Source organism: Staphylococcus sp. GDY8P131P (assembly GCF_017891975.1).
In the GTDB taxonomy this organism is placed as follows: domain Bacteria; phylum Bacillota; class Bacilli; order Staphylococcales; family Staphylococcaceae; genus Staphylococcus; species Staphylococcus nepalensis.
The window spans coordinates 13,011-29,114 of record NZ_JAESKF010000017.1 but is presented as its reverse complement, the minus strand read 5'-3'; the positions used below and the strand labels follow the sequence as shown (position 1 = coordinate 29,114).

The following is a 16,104-nucleotide window of genomic DNA, read 5'->3' as shown; positions in this document are numbered from 1 at the left end:
ACATCTCAATATTGGTGTTTGAATTTATGGCTGTGGTCATCATCAAGCTGCTTGGCGTATGCCGGAATCTAGCATTGGACGCATTAGTGATATAACATATTATCAATCATTAGGCCAAATAGCAGAACAAGGAGTATTTGATGATGTGTTTTTTGCAGATAACCAATCTTTCCCAGCTCAATCTGATAGTGATATGCCAGCATTTTGGTTTGATCCTTTAATGAATTTAGCAGCAATACCACAAGTTACTTAAAATATCGGATTAGTTGCTACTATTTCGAGTACTTTTTCTAATCCGTTTACCGTCGCAAGACAATTATTAAGCCTTGATTATATGAGTCATGAACGCGCAGGTTGGAGTTTAGTCACATCTATGTCAGATTTAGAAGCGGCTAATCACGGTATGTCCAGACTACCTGACCATCATGAGCGTTATAAAAAAGCAGATGAATTTGCATTCGTAACAAACCAATTATTAGAATCTTGCCATGTTTCAGATTTTTTGGGTAACAAGGAAAAAATATTTTAGTAAATAGTGATGGTATTAACGCTATAAATTATGAAGGACACTATTTCAATGTACAATGCCCTTTAACTACGCCGAATAGCCCACAAGGTAAACCTGTCCCAATGCAAGCTCGCGTTTCAGATTCTGGCATTGCTTTAGCTACTAAATATGCAGATGCTGTTTACGCTGTAGCATGGAATGCGAAACAGGCTACGATTTCAGAAAGAAGTTAAATTGTAAATTAACACAAGAAGAAATAGATTTAATTGGTACTCATTTAGATAAAGAAATCGAAGATTTAAATCATTACATTGAACATGAAAAATCTACTCGGTTAAGAAAGCAAACACGTCAAAAGCGAACTGAAATCAAAAGATATAAAAAGAAATTCGCTGCTTAGTCAGAACGAAAGTATAAATATAAAACACAAAAAGCCATACTCCAAGATAGAAATAGTTATTCTAAGACAGACCATGATGCGACTTTCATGAGAATGAAAGAAAACCATATGAAAAATGGACAACTTAAGCCAGGATATCATTTACAAATAGCGACAAATTCTCAATTTGTTTTATCATATGAGGTGTATCAAAATCCGACAGACACAAGAACAATGATTCCTTTTTTAACTTTAATTAAAGGGACCTACGGTCATTTACCTGAATATATTGTAGCTGACGCTGGTTATGGTAGTGAACCTAATTATATGGCAATTATAAATGAATTTAATCGAACACCGCTCATAACTTATGGCATGTTTATTAAAGATAAAACTAACAAATATAAAAGTGACATTTTTAATACTCACAATTGGGAATATGATGAAATCAATGATGAATTTATTTGCCCGAATCATAAAAGGCTTGGTTTTAAAAGATATGCCTATCGCCATGATAAATATGGGTTTAGGAGAGATTTTAAATTATATGAATGCGATGATTGTTCAGAATGTCCACTGAAGAACCATTGTATGAAATCAAATTCAAAATCGAATAAAAAAATAATGAGAAATTATAACTGGGAATATTTCAAAGCCCAGATTAATCAAAAGCTTTCGGAACCAGAAACAAAAGAAATCTACAATCAAAGAAAAATGGAATGTAGAACCTGTTTTTGGGTTTATGAAGGCTATTTTGGGTTTCACTCGAATGTCGGTTAGAGGCACAAATAAAGTCAAAAGCGAACTTGGCTTTGTATTAATGGCACTTAATATAAGAAAAGTAGTAGCTCAACGAGCTAACTATAATCAAAACAATAATGAAAAAGGCAATTTCTATATTATTTCAATAGAAATTGCCTTTTCTCACTTGTCCAAGAACTTTATGTCCCGGCCTCTTTTTATTTATTATATTCTGCTTTTAAGTTTTGCCGTTCAATATCAGTCATCCATTGCTTAACCGTGGATAATGCTTCTTTCATTGCGTATGGTCTAGGTACGTGTCCCTCATCCATTTGATAAAATGTCTTAAAAAAAGTACCAATACGCTTTAATTGTTTTTCTAAATAATAAGCTTGATGGATACCAACTTGAACATCTTTTCCACCATGCACAATCAGTATAGGCGGACTATCCGCATGAATAGTTACAACCGCATCTCTTTCTTTGTATGCCATTTCATTTTTTCTAGGGTGACCTATCATTCTTTTTAACATCCCTCGTAAATCGACACGTTCTTCATACATTAGCTTAATATCGGAAACGCCGCCCCAAATAATATAACTCGACACAGGTAAATCTTGGTATGTGAGCAATCCTTGTAATCCCCCTCTAGAAAAACCGACCATATGAATATACGCCTTAGGATACATCATATTTAATATACGAATTGCAACTGCCACGTCATTTAGGTCTCTCCCATAAAATTCATCTTTACCTTCACTTCCATTATTACCTCTGTAATAAGGTCCGAATACAAGCGTGTTTAGGTCTGAAAACTGCATTAAACGAGCTGCTCTCACTTTCCCAACTTGGCCTTTGCCACCACGCAAATAAATAACGATTCTTTCAACACTTTTTTGAGGTGTCATCAATAAGCCCCTTACATTTATCCCATCTACTTTGTAAGTAACTTCTTCAAATACATGTTCAGGAACCTCTACTGGCATTCTTTTTTTATTGATAAAATCCAAGTTCAATCACCCTCTCTAAACATTGTAAGATAGCAGCATCTTTCAATAAATAACTTTTGTCTAGTTCAGGAATATCTGAAAGTCTATCAAAAAGGCGTGGACCTTCAGTTTCTAAATAATCTTCTTGTATCGGTAATTTGTCTACGTCAACCATGAATACATCTTTAGTAAATGGTTTACCATTTTGTCTTGCAACACGATATTGAGCAATATAATGTTTCTCTTTAGTTTTTATAAGCGCTCCTGTCTCTTCAAACAGTTCTCTTTCACAAGCTGCTTCGCTAGATTCCCCTTTTTCTCTTTTGCCTCCAGGAAATTCAACCCCTCTTATTTTATGTTTGGTAAAAAGCAATTGATTGTGATAAACCGGGATGACCAGAACGTGATCACCGTTTGGGACAGCATTATCATCTTTAAATGATAAAAAAACGTCGTCATTTTCTCTATCTTTAAACTTCACGCACATCAAACTCCCTTTAAATATGTTAAACTATCCATGCTATGTAAATTGTTGGAGGCAAAGATTTTATGAAAAAACTGTTTCTAGGACTCATCTATATATATCAACACTTGATTTCACCTATGACTCCGGCTACATGTCGCTTCTATCCTACGTGTTCAGAGTATACTAGAGAAGCAATACAAGTATATGGACCAATTAAAGGCACTTGGCTTGGTATAAAACGTATTTCCAAATGCCATCCACTCCATAAAGGTGGGTTTGATCCAGTACCTTTAAAAAAAGATAAAACCCATAAACATTAATCAATTTGATCTAATTCAAGCTTATTAACATGAGGAGGTTCAAAATAAATCGAACCTCTTTTTAATATGCCTGAACACGCTACAATATCATTTTCAAAATAAAAACCTTGAGGTGTAATATCGCTCGGGTACGTTGCATATTGAGCTAACAACGCAGTAAAATAACGACTCAGTCCATACTCATACATACCACCAATAACAAATTTCACATTTCTATCGCTTAATATATCAATAATTTGAATTACTTTATCAATACCACCAAGTCTAAATGGCTTTAATACCACAACGTCCACGTCATTATTTTTAACATAGTTCAAAATCTTTTCTAAAGAGGTTGCTTTTTCATCAATAGCGATTGGCGGTATTTCGTCATACTTAAAATTTTTTATTTTTTCAATATTTTTAAATGGTTCTTCAATATAAAGGATGTCATTTTCCGAAAGCAGTTTTAATTTCTTAGCTTCATCCTCTTGAATTGATTCATTTGCATCTACCACAATTTCAGTTTTAAAGGGTAACTGTTGCAACTGTTTCACATCTTTTAAAATAGTTTCAGACCATTTTACTTTAACTCGCTGTGGTTTCGTGTTAATTAAATTCCTAACATTTTCATCAGTTACACCACTCACAGTTGCACCATAAGGAACGTGAAACGCTTCTAATTTATAAAATGCTTGGTAACATGCCATAACAATCATACTACGTGTCGCTGGAAATTTTTCTAGGTTTTGTAATGCATGTTGTATCTCTTCGAAATGATAGAACTCATAATTTTTAAAAGACTCAAACCATTTAATTGCTTGTTCACGCGCAATTTCAATCGTTTCATCATCATACCAATCCGTTTCAAAAGCATTGCATTCTCCAAAATAACGCACCTGTCTATCTGTTATAAATTCAATAATAAGCGCTTTACGTTTTTCCAATTTCACCTTTGGTGTAACAATTAAATGCTTGAAATGATTATTACAAATATAAAGGTTCATTTCGCATATTTTCATATATTATTCACACCTATTTTTCTATATGTTTTCTTTGAAGTTTCCCTGTAGAAGTATATGGTAATTCAGTTACTTGTTCAAAGTATTTAGGAATCTTATATTTAGCTACATGTGCTTTGAAATGATTCATTAACGTTTCATACGATAATGAAGTGTTAGAAACATAGTATAAATAAGGGACTTCTCCCCATGTATTATCTTCAACACCAATACACATTGCATCTAAAATTGCTTCATGATCTTTGGCCACAGATTCTAATTGATACGGATATATATTCTCACCACCGCTAATGATTAAATCTTTACGTCTATCATAAATCATAACATAGCCATCTTTATCAATTTCAGCAATGTCTCCTGTTTTAAAATAACCATTCTCAAATGTGTCTAATAAATTTTCAGGGTATAAATAACCATCCATTACATTAGCGCCTCTAATTAATAATTCTCCATGTCCTTCAGCGTTAGGGTCTTTTATTTTGACAGCTACATTCGCACTTGGCTTCCCTACAGTATCATAGCGTTTGGATAACATTTCAGGTGATGCTGTTAAAAATTGAGAACATGTTTCAGTCATACCAAAAGAATTATAAATAGGTAGTTTTGAAGCTAATGCTGTTTCAATTAATGAACTTGATAGTTTTGCCCCGCCTAGCAATATTTTTTCAATATGGTAAGGTTGGTTTAACCCTTCATCCATCAACCATTTAAGCGTCTGTGGTACTAATGAAACATGCGTTGGCAGTTCTGTTTGTATAATATTTAACATTGTATGGGCATTAAATTTCGTATCTATACGAACAGTAAATCCTTCAATTAATGCTCTTAAAATAACACTTAATCCTGAAATATGATAAATCGGCAAAACAGATAACCATTTCGTTTCTTGGTCAAAACCAAGACTCTCTTTGCAGCCTATTGCACTTGCGTAATGGTTATCAAATGTTTGAGGGACTGCTTTTTGTGGACCAGTAGTCCCAGAAGTAAACATAATCGAAGCGATTTGGTTCATGTCAAATAAGCTTTCATATGTCATATCATTGCATCCTTGTTGCAATGTTGATATTTTAATTACGGATATAGCTTTTAAATTGATTTGGCTGGTAGCAACGACCGTATCTACTTCGATAGACGACAATTGGTTTTGCATCTCATCTTTAGTTAAACGTGTGTTTAACATTGCAATTTCAATTCCTGCTAACCACATTGCATTTATCAATGTAATTGATTCAATATTGTTTTCAATGTATAAACCTATACGTCTTCTATCTAATTTTTTCAACTGCTGTGCCAATCGTGAAGCATATTTATACATGGAGGCAAAAGTAACTTGAACTGTTCCGTCATCTATAAATACTTTATCTCCATTTTGTTTTGCTTGTGTTTTCAACCAAAATTCCACTTTGTCATTCCTCCATCTCATTAACTATTATAACGTTTTTAATCTGATTTAACAGTGACCAAGCATAAACCCTTATATGATTCAAAATTCGTTTTAACCCATAAAAAATGTTAATAGTTATAAAAGTTAAATATAGACTCGCAACAACTTACATTACTCCCTATTTATAGTTTAAATTAATATAGCTATGGGTACTCTATAATGTAAAACATATTAGGAGTGAGGTTTATGAAATTAAAAGTGATAGGTACTATGGCTTTATCTGGCCTTTTACTCGCTTCATGCGGGAATGACTCAAGTAATTCAGAAGATAACGGCTCAAAATCTGAAAGTTCAAATGATAAGCAAAGTAAAGAAAGTACAGAGCAAGTCATTGCGTTAGATAAAATTAAAACAAGTCCAGAAGACGCTGTTAAAAAAGCGCAAGAAGTCTATGATGGACAAGACTTAAAAGCTATTTCATATGAAAAGAGTAACGGTGATTGGTCATATAAAATTGAGCAGCAAACTGAAGGTAAAGAATCCGAAGTTATCATCGCAGATCAAGATAAGAAAGTAATTAACAAAGAAACTGAAAATGAAGATTCAATTAATCAAAACGAATCTTTCAAATATGATGACGCCATTGACTATAAAAAAGCCATTAAAAATGGACAAAAAGAATTTGACGGCGATATCAAAGAATGGTCATTGGCTAAAGATGAAGGTAAATTAGTCTATGATATGGATCTACAAAAAGATAATACGAAACATGAAATCACTGTAGATGCTAAAAAAGGCAAAGTGTTAAATAATGAACAAGATGATTAATTCAACTATTTATAAATTGAAAATTGTATAATAAGTAGGAAAAACTGCTAACATCATTAATTTTTTGATATTAGCAGTTTTTTTCTATATCATTTTCAAAATAGTAACCCCGATTATTTATTTTTAAAAACCATTTGCGCTAATTTAAGTTGTACGCCGCAGTTTTTGATGTTATGCTTATTTAAAGTTAAGATGTTTCATTTTTTACGAGAAATTGAATATTAAATATATCACTTTTTGAAATGAGTTTATATTTGATTCTATTACAGTATAGTGTGTGGGCCAAACCCCGCACTCTATGTTTGTTGAATAAGTGATTACTTAACCCTTATTCAACACCTAAAAATTAATAAAGGGGTATGTACAAATGAAATTTTTAAATTATGAAATTGAAAAAGGTCTTTACTACGACTTAATAACAGTATTCGCAAAAACAAATAAAGATACGCCGTTTCATTTCACATTTTCAGAGAGTCATACCTTAAAAGAAGTTAGAGACAAATTAGAATACATTGCAAATAAAATTGACGAAAAATAATATTTGATTCATGCGCTAATAAATAAAAACAAATCATAACACTCTCTTTATTCAATTAGTTTAGAATACTAAATAAAAATACTTTTCTAAAAAACAAAAATCATGTCGTTAATTCATAACTTACTGCTATTAAATCTTTAATTTGATTCATCGTATTCGTCTCTTTTAAGTTAATTGTTATCCAATTAGATTTATCCATATGGTAAGCAGGATAAATTCCTTCTTTTTTTCTTAAAGGGCCAATAAGTTCTTTTCTAACTTTTAAATTGATAACATCAATTGTTTCTGTTGATTGTAAAGCCAACTTGTCAGCACTCATATCCATAATTAAACCAGACCATTTAATTTAGATGGATATATATACAGGACTACCGTATTCTTAATTACAAACAATGCAGTTTTTAACGTAATACAGTGCTTTTATTTGAATAATAAGCTAGGTCATTACCCCATTGCACTTCATACATCATACACACTGTTCATGTAAATTTATGAAGGTATATCAATATATTATATTTCAAAACGTTTAGGGCATGCAGATATAACTACTCCCCTATCGACATCTCGTCATTTATTAAAAGACAGTTAAAAACAAGCAGAAATTAAAACACTAAAAGCCTTGCGCCGCATGTGATATAGAGATTTCATTTCAAAATTTTGATTTTGAAATGAGCGTAGTATTTATTATATTAAGTGATACAAAATAAAGACACCGAAATCCTATTGTATCAAGGATTTCGGTGTCTCAGGAAAGCTCAAATTATGTCATTAACGGAGAGTGAGGGATTCGAACCCTCGAGACGCTTGTGGCGCCTACACACTTTCCAGGCGTGCTCCTTCGGCCAACTCGGACAACTCTCCAATATGAAATTAAAAAAACAGAAGCGATATTTCACTTCTGTTTGTATGACCCCGACGGGACTCGAACCCGTGTTACCGCCGTGAAAGGGCGGTGTCTTAACCGCTTGACCACGGGGCCATGGCTCCACAGGTAGGACTCGAACCTACGACCGATCGGTTAACAGCCGATAGCTCTACCACTGAGCTACTGTGGATCAATTTAAATGGAGCGGGTGATGGGAATCGAACCCACAACATCAGCTTGGAAGGCTGAGGTTTTGCCATTAAACTACACCCGCTTATTAACGATTATGGGGCGGTTGATGGGAATCGAACCCACGAATGTCGGAACCACAATCCGATGCGTTAACCACTTCGCCACAACCGCCAAAGAAATAAAATGGTTCAGGACAGAGTCGAACTGCCGACACATGGAGCTTCAATCCATTGCTCTACCAACTGAGCTACTGAACCTTAATGCGAAATAATGGCGGTCTCGACGGGAATCGAACCCGCGATCTCCTGCGTGACAGGCAGGCGTGTTAACCGCTACACTACGAGACCAAAGTATGTAATTGCGGGAGGCGGATTCGAACCACCGACCTTCGGGTTATGAGCCCGACGAGCTACCGAACTGCTCCATCCCGCGTTAATATTATTAATGACGCCTACCTATTTAATATAACATAATACTATTAACAAAGTCAACATGTTTTTAAAATTAATTTACATTGTTTTAATTATATTTTTAAAATTATATGCCATAATGGGCGTTTGTGCATTGCTCATTTCTGAATACTTATATAGTATATTAAGTTTTAGTATTTTCGTCAATGCTTTCTATAAAGTATTTTGTGTAAAAATGGCATATAAATATAATATTTTAAGTTTAGTTTCTTAATGATACATTTTTCTTTTTTAAATGACGTTACCTTCTGTTCCTCTGCTCAATAATTGAGTCATTTAACTTTTATTTAATTGCATAAGTATTGAGAAAAAAGTTAAAAACATATATTGATTTTATCTTAATATGGAACTTTAATCCTAAGAGCGAGACACTATTGATGTCTCGCTCTCCCCTATCTTAAACATATAAATGCTTATATGATAAACTTGATTATTTACTCATAATACCCATCATTTTACTTTGTAAAATTGTAAATGTTGTGAAACCATCATCTTCTAGGAAATGCCCTCCAAAATCAGTAATCTTACATTTACCGTCTAATGCATCCATTAAACGTTTGGTTTCTTTATAAGAAACATGCTGATCGTCTTTTGCACACAAGCCATAGAATGCATTTACTTTTTCCTTAATTTTATCGTAATTAATTGTCTCATGCTGCATTTGTAATGGGACATCGATTTCTTGGGCATCTTCTTTAAACCCAGAAATACTAAATAAACCTTCTATTTTTTTAATTTCTAAACTTTCTATAAATTCGAGTGAAGCAATTGTTCCAAACCCATGTGTCACAAAATAAGTATCCTTTTTATCAATATATATCTGTTTTTTCATTTCACTTACCCATTTACTTATATCTCCATTTTTTTCTTGAGGTACATTAAAAAGCGTCACATCATAACCTTCTAATATTAAATTGTTTGCTAACCATTTATACCAATGGTTAGTTGAATCACCAAATTTTGAATGTACAATAATTATATCTGTCATAAATGACTCCCCCATTTTTCTAAAATTACGACATATCAGTATTAAAACCTATAACACTATGTCAACGTTAAAAATTAAGTATCTCATAAATTGAAACAGGATTGCATTGTCATATTTATAGAAAAAGGCCATTTCTACTAGAAGATTCGCCTATCTGTAGAAAGTGGCCCTTTTAATACTTAATTAAATTTCATTTAATATTTCTTCGACTGCATCTTTACCTTGTTGAATACAATCTGGTAAACCAACGGCTTCAAATGACGCACCGGTAATACGTAGTCTCGGATAATTATTTCTAATATGTGATTGTATTGATTTAATTTGTTCAATATGCCCTATATGAAATTGGGGCATGCTTTTTGGCAAGCGATTAACAATGCTAAAATCGGGTGAGCCTTTAAAAGTCATCATTTGACTTAAATCTTTTTTGACAATATTAACGATTTCTTCATCTGTATGATCATCAACGACTGTATCACCAGGCTTACCTACATATGCTCTAAGCAATACTTTACCTTTTGGTGTAGTAAATGGCCATTTCTTACTTGTCCAAGTACATGCGGTAATCTTGGTATCGCTTGTACGTGCGATTACGAAACCTGTACCATCATAATTATTAATAATGTTCGATTCATCAAACGCAAGCACAACTGTAGCCACCGTAGTAGAATCCATTTTTTTAAAATAATCAAACGCAGGGTCATTTCCAAACCATTCCAAGAATTTTTGGTGTGGTGTTGTAACAAGAACACTATCATAACTATGTGCTTCATTTTCAGTTTTTATTACATATTTCTTTTGTTCGATTGTAATATCTTGAACAGAAGTATTATATTTAATCGTCACACCTTGCTCGATAATATAATCTCTTAAATGTTCTATAAATGAACTTAAACCATGTCGAAATTGTTTGAATTGGCCTTTAGGTGCGCCTGGATATAACTGACGTTGTTTTTTTCGTTGTTCTTTTTCATATCTCATTCCCTTTATCAGACTGCCAAATTGTTCTTCTCTTTCTTTAAATTCAGGGAATGTAGTCATCAAGCTTAAATCATCGATATTGGTACCATAAATGCCACCCATTAATGGTTCTATTAAATTTTCTAAAATTTCATCACCTAAGCGTGCTCTAAAAAATGAGCCGACTGAAATGTCCCCATCTATTTGCAGAGGTTTTTTAAATAAATCAAAACTTGCTCTAACTTTACCTAAAGGCGAGATTAATTTTGTTTTTAAAAATGGTTTAATGTCAGTTGGTACGCCTAGGATTGAACCACCAGGGATGGGATAGAGTTTATTTTTAGCATATATATAAGATTGGCCTGTTTTATTTGTAACAAGTTGTTCTTCTAGACCAATATCTTTAGCAATATCAGTCATAATTTGTTTACGACCCAAATAAGATTCTGGACCTAATTCAATTGTATAGCCTTCTGTTCTATATGTTTGAATTTTTCCACCAACTCTATTAGATGCTTCATATATAGTAACCTCTATATCTGGACGTGCTTTTTTAATAAAATAGGCACTAGATAATCCTGTTACCCCTGCTCCAACGATTGCGATACGCTTAGTCAATATCAATCACACTTCCTTTAATAAACATTTTTGATTTCATCAACGATTGCGCCAATAAATAATGGATCTGTATTAGGCATTTTTGGACGGAAGTAATTGACACCTAATTCATCACAAACGATTTTACATTCATAATCGTTATCATAAAGCACTTCCAAATGTTCACACACAAAACCTACTGGCGTATAAATGAAATTTTTATAATTATAATCTTCATATAAAGCTCGTGTTAAATCTTGAACATCAGGTCCTAACCAAGGCGTGCCGGTGTTACCTTCTGACTGCCAACCTTCTGCAACATGGATGATGTTAGATTTAGCTTTTAATAATTCAGCAGTATCGTGTAATTCATTAGGGTAAGGGTCATTATTTTGCTCAATCAGGCCTTTAGGTAAACTATGTGCTGAAACAACTAATACTGTTTCATCATGTTCATTTTCTGGTATTTGTGCTAATGTTTCATTTATTTTTTCTGTCCAATATTGGATAAATTTGGGCTGTTGATAATAGTGTTCAACATGTGTTAATGCGATGCCATATTGATCAGCTTCTTCTTTAGCACGCTTGTTATAAGATCCGACTGAGAAACTTGAATAGTGTGGGGCTAATACTACAGTAACCGCTTCTTCAATACCATCTTCGTTCATAGCTTTAACAGCGTCTTCGATAAATGGATGGATATGTTTCAGACCAATATATAACTTAAATTCAACATCAGTATAACTATGATTAAGCGTCTCACATAAAGCTTCAGCTTGTCGATTGGTAGTACCTGCAAGTGGTGATAAACCACCAATAAATTTATATCTATCTTTTAAATCTTGTAATTCCGCTTCTGTCGGCTTTTTACCATGTCTAATATCAGTATAATAAGCTTCAATGTCACTTTCTTTATATGGTGTGCCATAAGCCATTACTAATAGGCCTACTGTTTTTGTCAATTTAAAATCATCCTTTTGTATAATAATTTTTAGATGTAGATGACATAATTAATTGTAAATCTTGTTCGCTATTCTTTATGTCTTACTATCTTTGTGTATAGTCATGAACAAATGTAGTGATTCTTTTTAATGTTTCTGGTTTTACTTGTGGGAAAACACCATGACCTAAATTGAAAATATGCTTGCCATGGTCCATACCTTGATCTAATATTGGTTTTAATCGTTTTTCTATAACATCCCAAGGTGCTAATAGCAAGGAAGGATCTAAATTACCTTGTAAAGTTTTAGTTATATTTAAATCTTCAGCCTCTTTAATAGATAATCTCCAATCTAAACCTAGTACATCTATAGGTAGCTCATTCCATTCGTTAACTAGGTGACTTGCACCTACACCAAACAAAATAACTGGTACATCGTATATTGCTTTAATACCCTTAATTAATTTTTCCATTGCAGGTTTTATATAATATCTATAATCTTGTACATTTAATGCGCCAACCCAAGAATCAAAAACTTGTATAATTTCAGCGCCCGCTTCAATTTGTGCAGTCGTATAAGTAATAGACATTTCAACCAAATGATCCATTAGTGCAAACCAAGTAGCTTCATCACTATACATCATCGCCTTTGTAAAATTATAATTCTTAGATGGTCCTCCTTCAATCATATAGCTCGCTAATGTAAAAGGTGCTCCTGTAAAACCAATTAGAGGGACGTTCAATTTTTCTTCAGTTAACAACTTGATTGTGTCTAACACATAGGGCACATCACGTTTAGGATCTATTGTTCCTAATTTTTCAACGTCTTGTACATTTTTAATTGTGTTATGAATCACTGGACCTATCCCCGATTTGATTTCTACATCTACACCTATTGGTTGCAGCGGTGTCATGATATCTTTATATAAAACAGCTGCGTCTGTATTATAATTATCTACTGGTAAATGTGTAACATACGCACATAACTCTGGTTGATGGGTAATCTCAAATAAAGAATACTTTTCTTTTAATTTTCTATATTCAGGCTGAGATCTACCAGCTTGACGCATAAACCACACTGGCGTGTGATTAACTTCCTTTCCCTTAATCATATCTAGGATAGTATTATTTTTATTATGCACCTTGTAATCCTCCTACATTATAATCATTCTTATTAATATTACCATATCGACTTATCTCTCGTATTTCAATGTATTGAAATGTCATAAAAAAGACAAACTGTGTTGTTTTGCCCACTTAATTATTTGACTATTGTTTTCTAACAGAAATCAATTATAATACTGTTAAAGTCTATTTTATATTTATTTGAAATATTAGAAGTATATATAGTAAATTATAATAGTTATTTAAAGTTTCTTAAACAATTCAAGGGGGAAAACTTATGAAAATCTACGCATCTTATGGTACGTTCGGTTATTTAAATCAGATTAGACTTAATAATCCTGATCATAATTTATTACAATTTTCTGCTTCTGATTCTTCAGTTATTATAGAAGAAACTGAAAGTGAAACTGTTTTAAAACATCCGTTAGAATATGACATCATTAAATCCGAAGGGAACTTAGATGAAAATTACTTCTATTCAGTCATATTTATACCTACATCTGAAGATCATGCTTATCAATTAGAAAAAAAGCTGGAATCTGTAACAACTGATTTCCATCAATTTGCTGGTTATAGAAGTTATCGTTTTTTAAAACCTACCCAAGGTTTAACTTACAAAATCTATTTTGGTTTCGAAAGTCGTACTGATTACGAAGATTTCAAAGCATCCACTACGTTTCAAAATAACTTTGATAAGCTCGCATTGAGCCAATTCTTTGGTTCAAGTGGCCAGCATTCAAGCTACTTTGAAAGATATTTATTCCCAATTGATGATTATTAATTAAAATAAAAACGCTACTCATCTTTTAGAATTAATCTAAAATACTGAGTAGCGTTTTTTTAATCTCTTAGTAATGATTCTTGATATTTTAATTTTTTAATTACGTTTCTAATCGTTAACCAACCTACTAAAAAGTAGATTGCTCCAAAATAACCATACTGTGGAAAAGCAATAGCAAATATGATTATAAATACGACGCCAATGAAACACATTAATCTCATTAAAAACTGTTCGTACCCTTTAATTACCATTTTATCTGAAACTGGCCATACTTGTGGCCATAAACCATAAGCTTGTTGTGTATAAAATTGAGCCATTTGTAATAGAATAATATACATGAATAAACTACCAATGATTAATACCACAATCACTTGGTGCAACCAGATCATTAGTATTAAAGCAATAATAACCAAGCGCAAGATGATGTTAAATGCATCTTTTCCTCTCGCAAAGCTCCGTGTAAATAAATACAAATACATAGAATTGTCATTAAACTTATTATTTTTCGGTGTCCGTAAAAATGGGTCTAAATAACTTCTTCTTACTGCTCTTTCTTCGATTTGCTTCACATCAGTAAACATATTAACAAATTTATAATAGTTCATATGGTGTTGTTGTTCAATGGCCACCATACGCTCCCAAGGGAATAAATTACTTTTATTTAAATATTTTATGAATAATATAAGTGCAATGAGTATAATGATTGATAGTATACTCGATATATTTTTAGCATCTAGCGTAATATAAAACCCTGATGTAAATATAATAAACAGCACAGTAAACAAGGACCAACGTTCAAGTCGGAATTTATACCACTGCCATTTTAATAACAAACCTAAAAATGGAAAAATGATTGCAAGGATTGCAAATGTGATATAAAATCCAAACGTTTGATTATTAAGTACATAAAATAAAGGGAAAAATATAATAATTATCAATACTTGTAATGGCAAACGTGAAAAATAGCTATATATTAAACTGCTTTTCATGTATTCAGACATATGCTTTTCAAATGGTAACAAGAATAGTTTATCAGCATCTTTTAATAAGGTTCTAATAGGAAATATAGACGTAATGGCTACAATTATACTTGCAATCAAAGCATAATTTATACGTTTGGGAATTGACTTTAACCAATCGCCATAACCTAGAATAAACGCACCTAATAATATAACAAGAAAAACAGAAAAATGACCGTTAAATATAAACTTATTATAATAGCTTTTTTCTTTTGCAATTTCTTTTTTTCTTAGGTTAAATAATTGTTTAGCTCCCTGTTTCATGAATGCTGGCCGCCTTGAGTAACATGTATATATATTTCATCTAAAGTTTTCCCACTTAAACCAGTTTGGTCTCTTAATTCGTCTATATCCCCAAATGCAACGATTTGGCCTTTATCCATAATTAAAAATCTGTCACAATATTTTTCTGCAGTTGCTAATATATGTGTACTCATTAACACAGTTCTTTCTTCTTCTTTTTTCTCCACCATTAAATCAAGCATAGATTGGATCCCCAAAGGGTCTAAACCTAAAAATGGTTCATCAATAATATACAAATCTGGGTCCACAATAAAAGCGCAAATAATCATCACTTTCTGTTTCATCCCTTTAGAAAAATGACTTGGAAATATATCTAATTCATTTTCTAATCTAAATATTTTTAACAATGGGCGCGCTCTTTTCATAGCTTCTTCTTTATTAATATTGTATGCCATTGCTGTCATATTAATGTGTTCTTGTAATGTTAATTCATCGTAAATCACTGGCGACTCAGGGATATACGAAAGTTTTCTTCGATAGGATTCTACATCTTGTTTTATATCAATACCAGAAATGGTCAACTGCCCTTCCATCGGCGTTAACAGACCTAGCATATGTTTAATTGTAGTGCTTTTTCCAGCACCATTTAAACCTATGAGTCCTACAATTTCTCCTTTTCGTAATTCAAAATTTATATCTTTAATCACAGGCCTTTTCCCATAACCGCCTGTCAAATGTTCTACTTTTACTGTCATAAGGCACCTCCACAA

At 32.6% G+C, this 16,104-nt stretch carries 15 protein-coding genes, 8 tRNA genes and 2 pseudogenes; 6 read left to right on the top strand and 19 right to left on the bottom strand.

Annotated features, from left to right (window positions below):
* Positions 1–22: 22 nt before the first annotated feature.
* Both KA894_RS11620 and KA894_RS11615 read left to right on the top strand, forming a co-directional pair.
* Positions 23–752: pseudogene (locus KA894_RS11620) on the top strand (LLM class flavin-dependent oxidoreductase); the annotation flags it as partial.
* Positions 750–1,811: pseudogene (locus KA894_RS11615) on the top strand (transposase); the annotation flags it as partial. The pseudogenes KA894_RS11620 and KA894_RS11615, both read left to right, overlap by 3 nt.
* A 35-nt stretch (positions 1,812–1,846) precedes the next feature.
* Here KA894_RS11615 and KA894_RS11610 read toward each other — a convergent pair.
* A complete protein-coding gene (locus KA894_RS11610; RefSeq protein ID WP_174221767.1) occupies positions 1,847–2,638 on the bottom strand; it encodes an alpha/beta hydrolase family protein in 792 nt (263 codons plus the stop codon).
* A complete protein-coding gene (gene ytkD / locus KA894_RS11605) occupies positions 2,622–3,104 on the bottom strand; it encodes an RNA deprotection pyrophosphohydrolase (protein WP_096809051.1) in 483 nt (160 codons plus the stop codon). The genes KA894_RS11610 and ytkD overlap by 17 nt, the downstream gene beginning before the upstream one ends.
* A gap of 62 nt (positions 3,105–3,166) precedes the next feature.
* Between ytkD and yidD the strand changes: the two genes are divergently transcribed.
* Positions 3,167–3,403: a membrane protein insertion efficiency factor YidD gene (gene yidD / locus KA894_RS11600; RefSeq protein WP_103373748.1), complete on the top strand. Its 237-nt coding sequence runs from the start codon at positions 3,167–3,169 to the stop codon at positions 3,401–3,403.
* Here the strand turns inward: yidD and menC are convergent.
* Positions 3,400–4,404, bottom strand: coding sequence for an o-succinylbenzoate synthase (gene menC, locus KA894_RS11595; RefSeq protein ID WP_107644038.1), 1,005 nt, complete (start codon positions 4,402–4,404; stop codon positions 3,400–3,402). The genes yidD and menC overlap by 4 nt on opposite strands.
* A 13-nt stretch (positions 4,405–4,417) precedes the next feature.
* Complete coding sequence (gene menE, locus KA894_RS11590; RefSeq protein ID WP_107644037.1) at positions 4,418–5,806, bottom strand: o-succinylbenzoate--CoA ligase; 1,389 nt, start codon at positions 5,804–5,806, stop codon at positions 4,418–4,420.
* 228 nt (positions 5,807–6,034) lie between these two features.
* Between menE and KA894_RS11585 the strand changes: the two genes are divergently transcribed.
* Together KA894_RS11585 and KA894_RS11580 are read left to right on the top strand one after the other, a co-directional pair.
* Complete coding sequence (locus KA894_RS11585) at positions 6,035–6,616, top strand: PepSY domain-containing protein (protein ID WP_119488216.1); 582 nt, start codon at positions 6,035–6,037, stop codon at positions 6,614–6,616.
* A gap of 367 nt (positions 6,617–6,983) precedes the next feature.
* Complete coding sequence (locus tag KA894_RS11580) at positions 6,984–7,154, top strand: hypothetical protein (protein ID WP_170006926.1); 171 nt, start codon at positions 6,984–6,986, stop codon at positions 7,152–7,154.
* A gap of 100 nt (positions 7,155–7,254) precedes the next feature.
* Here KA894_RS11580 and KA894_RS11575 read toward each other — a convergent pair whose 3' ends face one another.
* The 13 genes from KA894_RS11575 to hemE all read right to left on the bottom strand — a co-directional run bounded on the left by KA894_RS11575 (position 7,255) and on the right by hemE (position 13,308).
* The gene (locus tag KA894_RS11575) at positions 7,255–7,458 is read right to left on the bottom strand and encodes an MmcQ/YjbR family DNA-binding protein (RefSeq protein ID WP_229719003.1); all 204 of its coding nucleotides are present in this window, start codon (positions 7,456–7,458) and stop codon (positions 7,255–7,257) included.
* A 468-nt stretch (positions 7,459–7,926) separates the two neighbouring features.
* Positions 7,927–8,015, bottom strand: a tRNA-Ser gene (locus KA894_RS11570).
* A gap of 46 nt (positions 8,016–8,061) precedes the next feature.
* Positions 8,062–8,133, bottom strand: a tRNA-Glu gene (locus tag KA894_RS11565).
* Between the two features lies 1 nt (position 8,134).
* Positions 8,135–8,209, bottom strand: a tRNA-Asn gene (locus KA894_RS11560).
* 10 nt (positions 8,210–8,219) lie between these two features.
* Positions 8,220–8,293: transfer RNA gene (locus KA894_RS11555), tRNA-Gly, on the bottom strand.
* A gap of 13 nt (positions 8,294–8,306) precedes the next feature.
* Positions 8,307–8,382 (bottom strand) — tRNA-His (locus KA894_RS11550).
* 13 nt (positions 8,383–8,395) lie between these two features.
* A tRNA-Phe gene (locus KA894_RS11545) sits at positions 8,396–8,468 on the bottom strand.
* A 14-nt stretch (positions 8,469–8,482) separates the two neighbouring features.
* Positions 8,483–8,558, bottom strand: a tRNA-Asp gene (locus tag KA894_RS11540).
* 11 nt (positions 8,559–8,569) lie between these two features.
* Positions 8,570–8,643, bottom strand: a tRNA-Met gene (locus tag KA894_RS11535).
* Positions 8,644–9,111: 468 nt separating this feature from the next.
* On the bottom strand, positions 9,112–9,669 hold the full coding sequence (locus KA894_RS11530) for an alpha/beta hydrolase (protein ID WP_103373477.1): 558 nt from the start codon (positions 9,667–9,669) through the stop codon (positions 9,112–9,114).
* A 183-nt stretch (positions 9,670–9,852) separates the two neighbouring features.
* Positions 9,853–11,247 (bottom strand): protoporphyrinogen oxidase, encoded by a 1,395-nt coding sequence (gene hemY / locus KA894_RS11525; protein WP_119488142.1) that lies wholly within the window; start codon positions 11,245–11,247, stop codon positions 9,853–9,855.
* A 17-nt stretch (positions 11,248–11,264) separates the two neighbouring features.
* Positions 11,265–12,188 carry a ferrochelatase gene (gene hemH / locus KA894_RS11520; RefSeq protein ID WP_115342089.1) on the bottom strand — a complete coding sequence of 308 codons (924 nt, stop codon included), beginning with the start codon at positions 12,186–12,188 and terminating at the stop codon, positions 11,265–11,267.
* Positions 12,189–12,273: 85 nt separating this feature from the next.
* Complete coding sequence (hemE, locus tag KA894_RS11515; protein WP_096809032.1) at positions 12,274–13,308, bottom strand: uroporphyrinogen decarboxylase; 1,035 nt, start codon at positions 13,306–13,308, stop codon at positions 12,274–12,276.
* Between the two features lie 260 nt (positions 13,309–13,568).
* Here hemE and KA894_RS11510 point away from each other — a divergent pair, with 260 nt between their 5' ends.
* Positions 13,569–14,072 carry a signal transduction protein TRAP gene (locus KA894_RS11510; protein WP_096809030.1) on the top strand — a complete coding sequence of 168 codons (504 nt, stop codon included), beginning with the start codon at positions 13,569–13,571 and terminating at the stop codon, positions 14,070–14,072.
* Between the two features lie 59 nt (positions 14,073–14,131).
* Here the strand turns inward: KA894_RS11510 and ecsB are convergent, their stop codons facing one another.
* Together ecsB and ecsA are read right to left on the bottom strand one after the other, a co-directional pair.
* The gene (gene ecsB, locus KA894_RS11505; RefSeq protein ID WP_119488141.1) at positions 14,132–15,355 is read right to left on the bottom strand and encodes an ABC transporter permease EcsB; all 1,224 of its coding nucleotides are present in this window, start codon (positions 15,353–15,355) and stop codon (positions 14,132–14,134) included.
* Positions 15,352–16,089, bottom strand: a complete 738-nt coding sequence (gene ecsA / locus KA894_RS11500; RefSeq protein WP_096809026.1) for an ABC transporter ATP-binding protein EcsA — start codon at positions 16,087–16,089, stop codon at positions 15,352–15,354. The genes ecsB and ecsA overlap by 4 nt, the downstream gene beginning before the upstream one ends.
* Positions 16,090–16,104: the final 15 nt, after the last annotated feature.

Bases quoted from the DNA above. Each gene is read 5' to 3' on its own strand.
- ytkD (WP_096809051.1), bottom strand. From the start codon at position 3,104: ATGTGCGTGAAGTTTAAAGATAGAGAAAATGACGACGTTTTTTTATCA.
- yidD (WP_103373748.1), top strand. From the start codon at position 3,167: ATGAAAAAACTGTTTCTAGGACTCATCTATATATATCAACACTTGATT.
- menC (WP_107644038.1), bottom strand. From the start codon at position 4,404: ATGAAAATATGCGAAATGAACCTTTATATTTGTAATAATCATTTCAAG.
- KA894_RS11585 (WP_119488216.1), top strand. From the start codon at position 6,035: ATGAAATTAAAAGTGATAGGTACTATGGCTTTATCTGGCCTTTTACTC.
- KA894_RS11580 (WP_170006926.1), top strand. From the start codon at position 6,984: ATGAAATTTTTAAATTATGAAATTGAAAAAGGTCTTTACTACGACTTA.
- KA894_RS11530 (WP_103373477.1), bottom strand. From the start codon at position 9,669: ATGACAGATATAATTATTGTACATTCAAAATTTGGTGATTCAACTAAC.
- KA894_RS11510 (WP_096809030.1), top strand. From the start codon at position 13,569: ATGAAAATCTACGCATCTTATGGTACGTTCGGTTATTTAAATCAGATT.
- ecsB (WP_119488141.1), bottom strand. From the start codon at position 15,355: ATGAAACAGGGAGCTAAACAATTATTTAACCTAAGAAAAAAAGAAATT.
- ecsA (WP_096809026.1), bottom strand. From the start codon at position 16,089: ATGACAGTAAAAGTAGAACATTTGACAGGCGGTTATGGGAAAAGGCCT.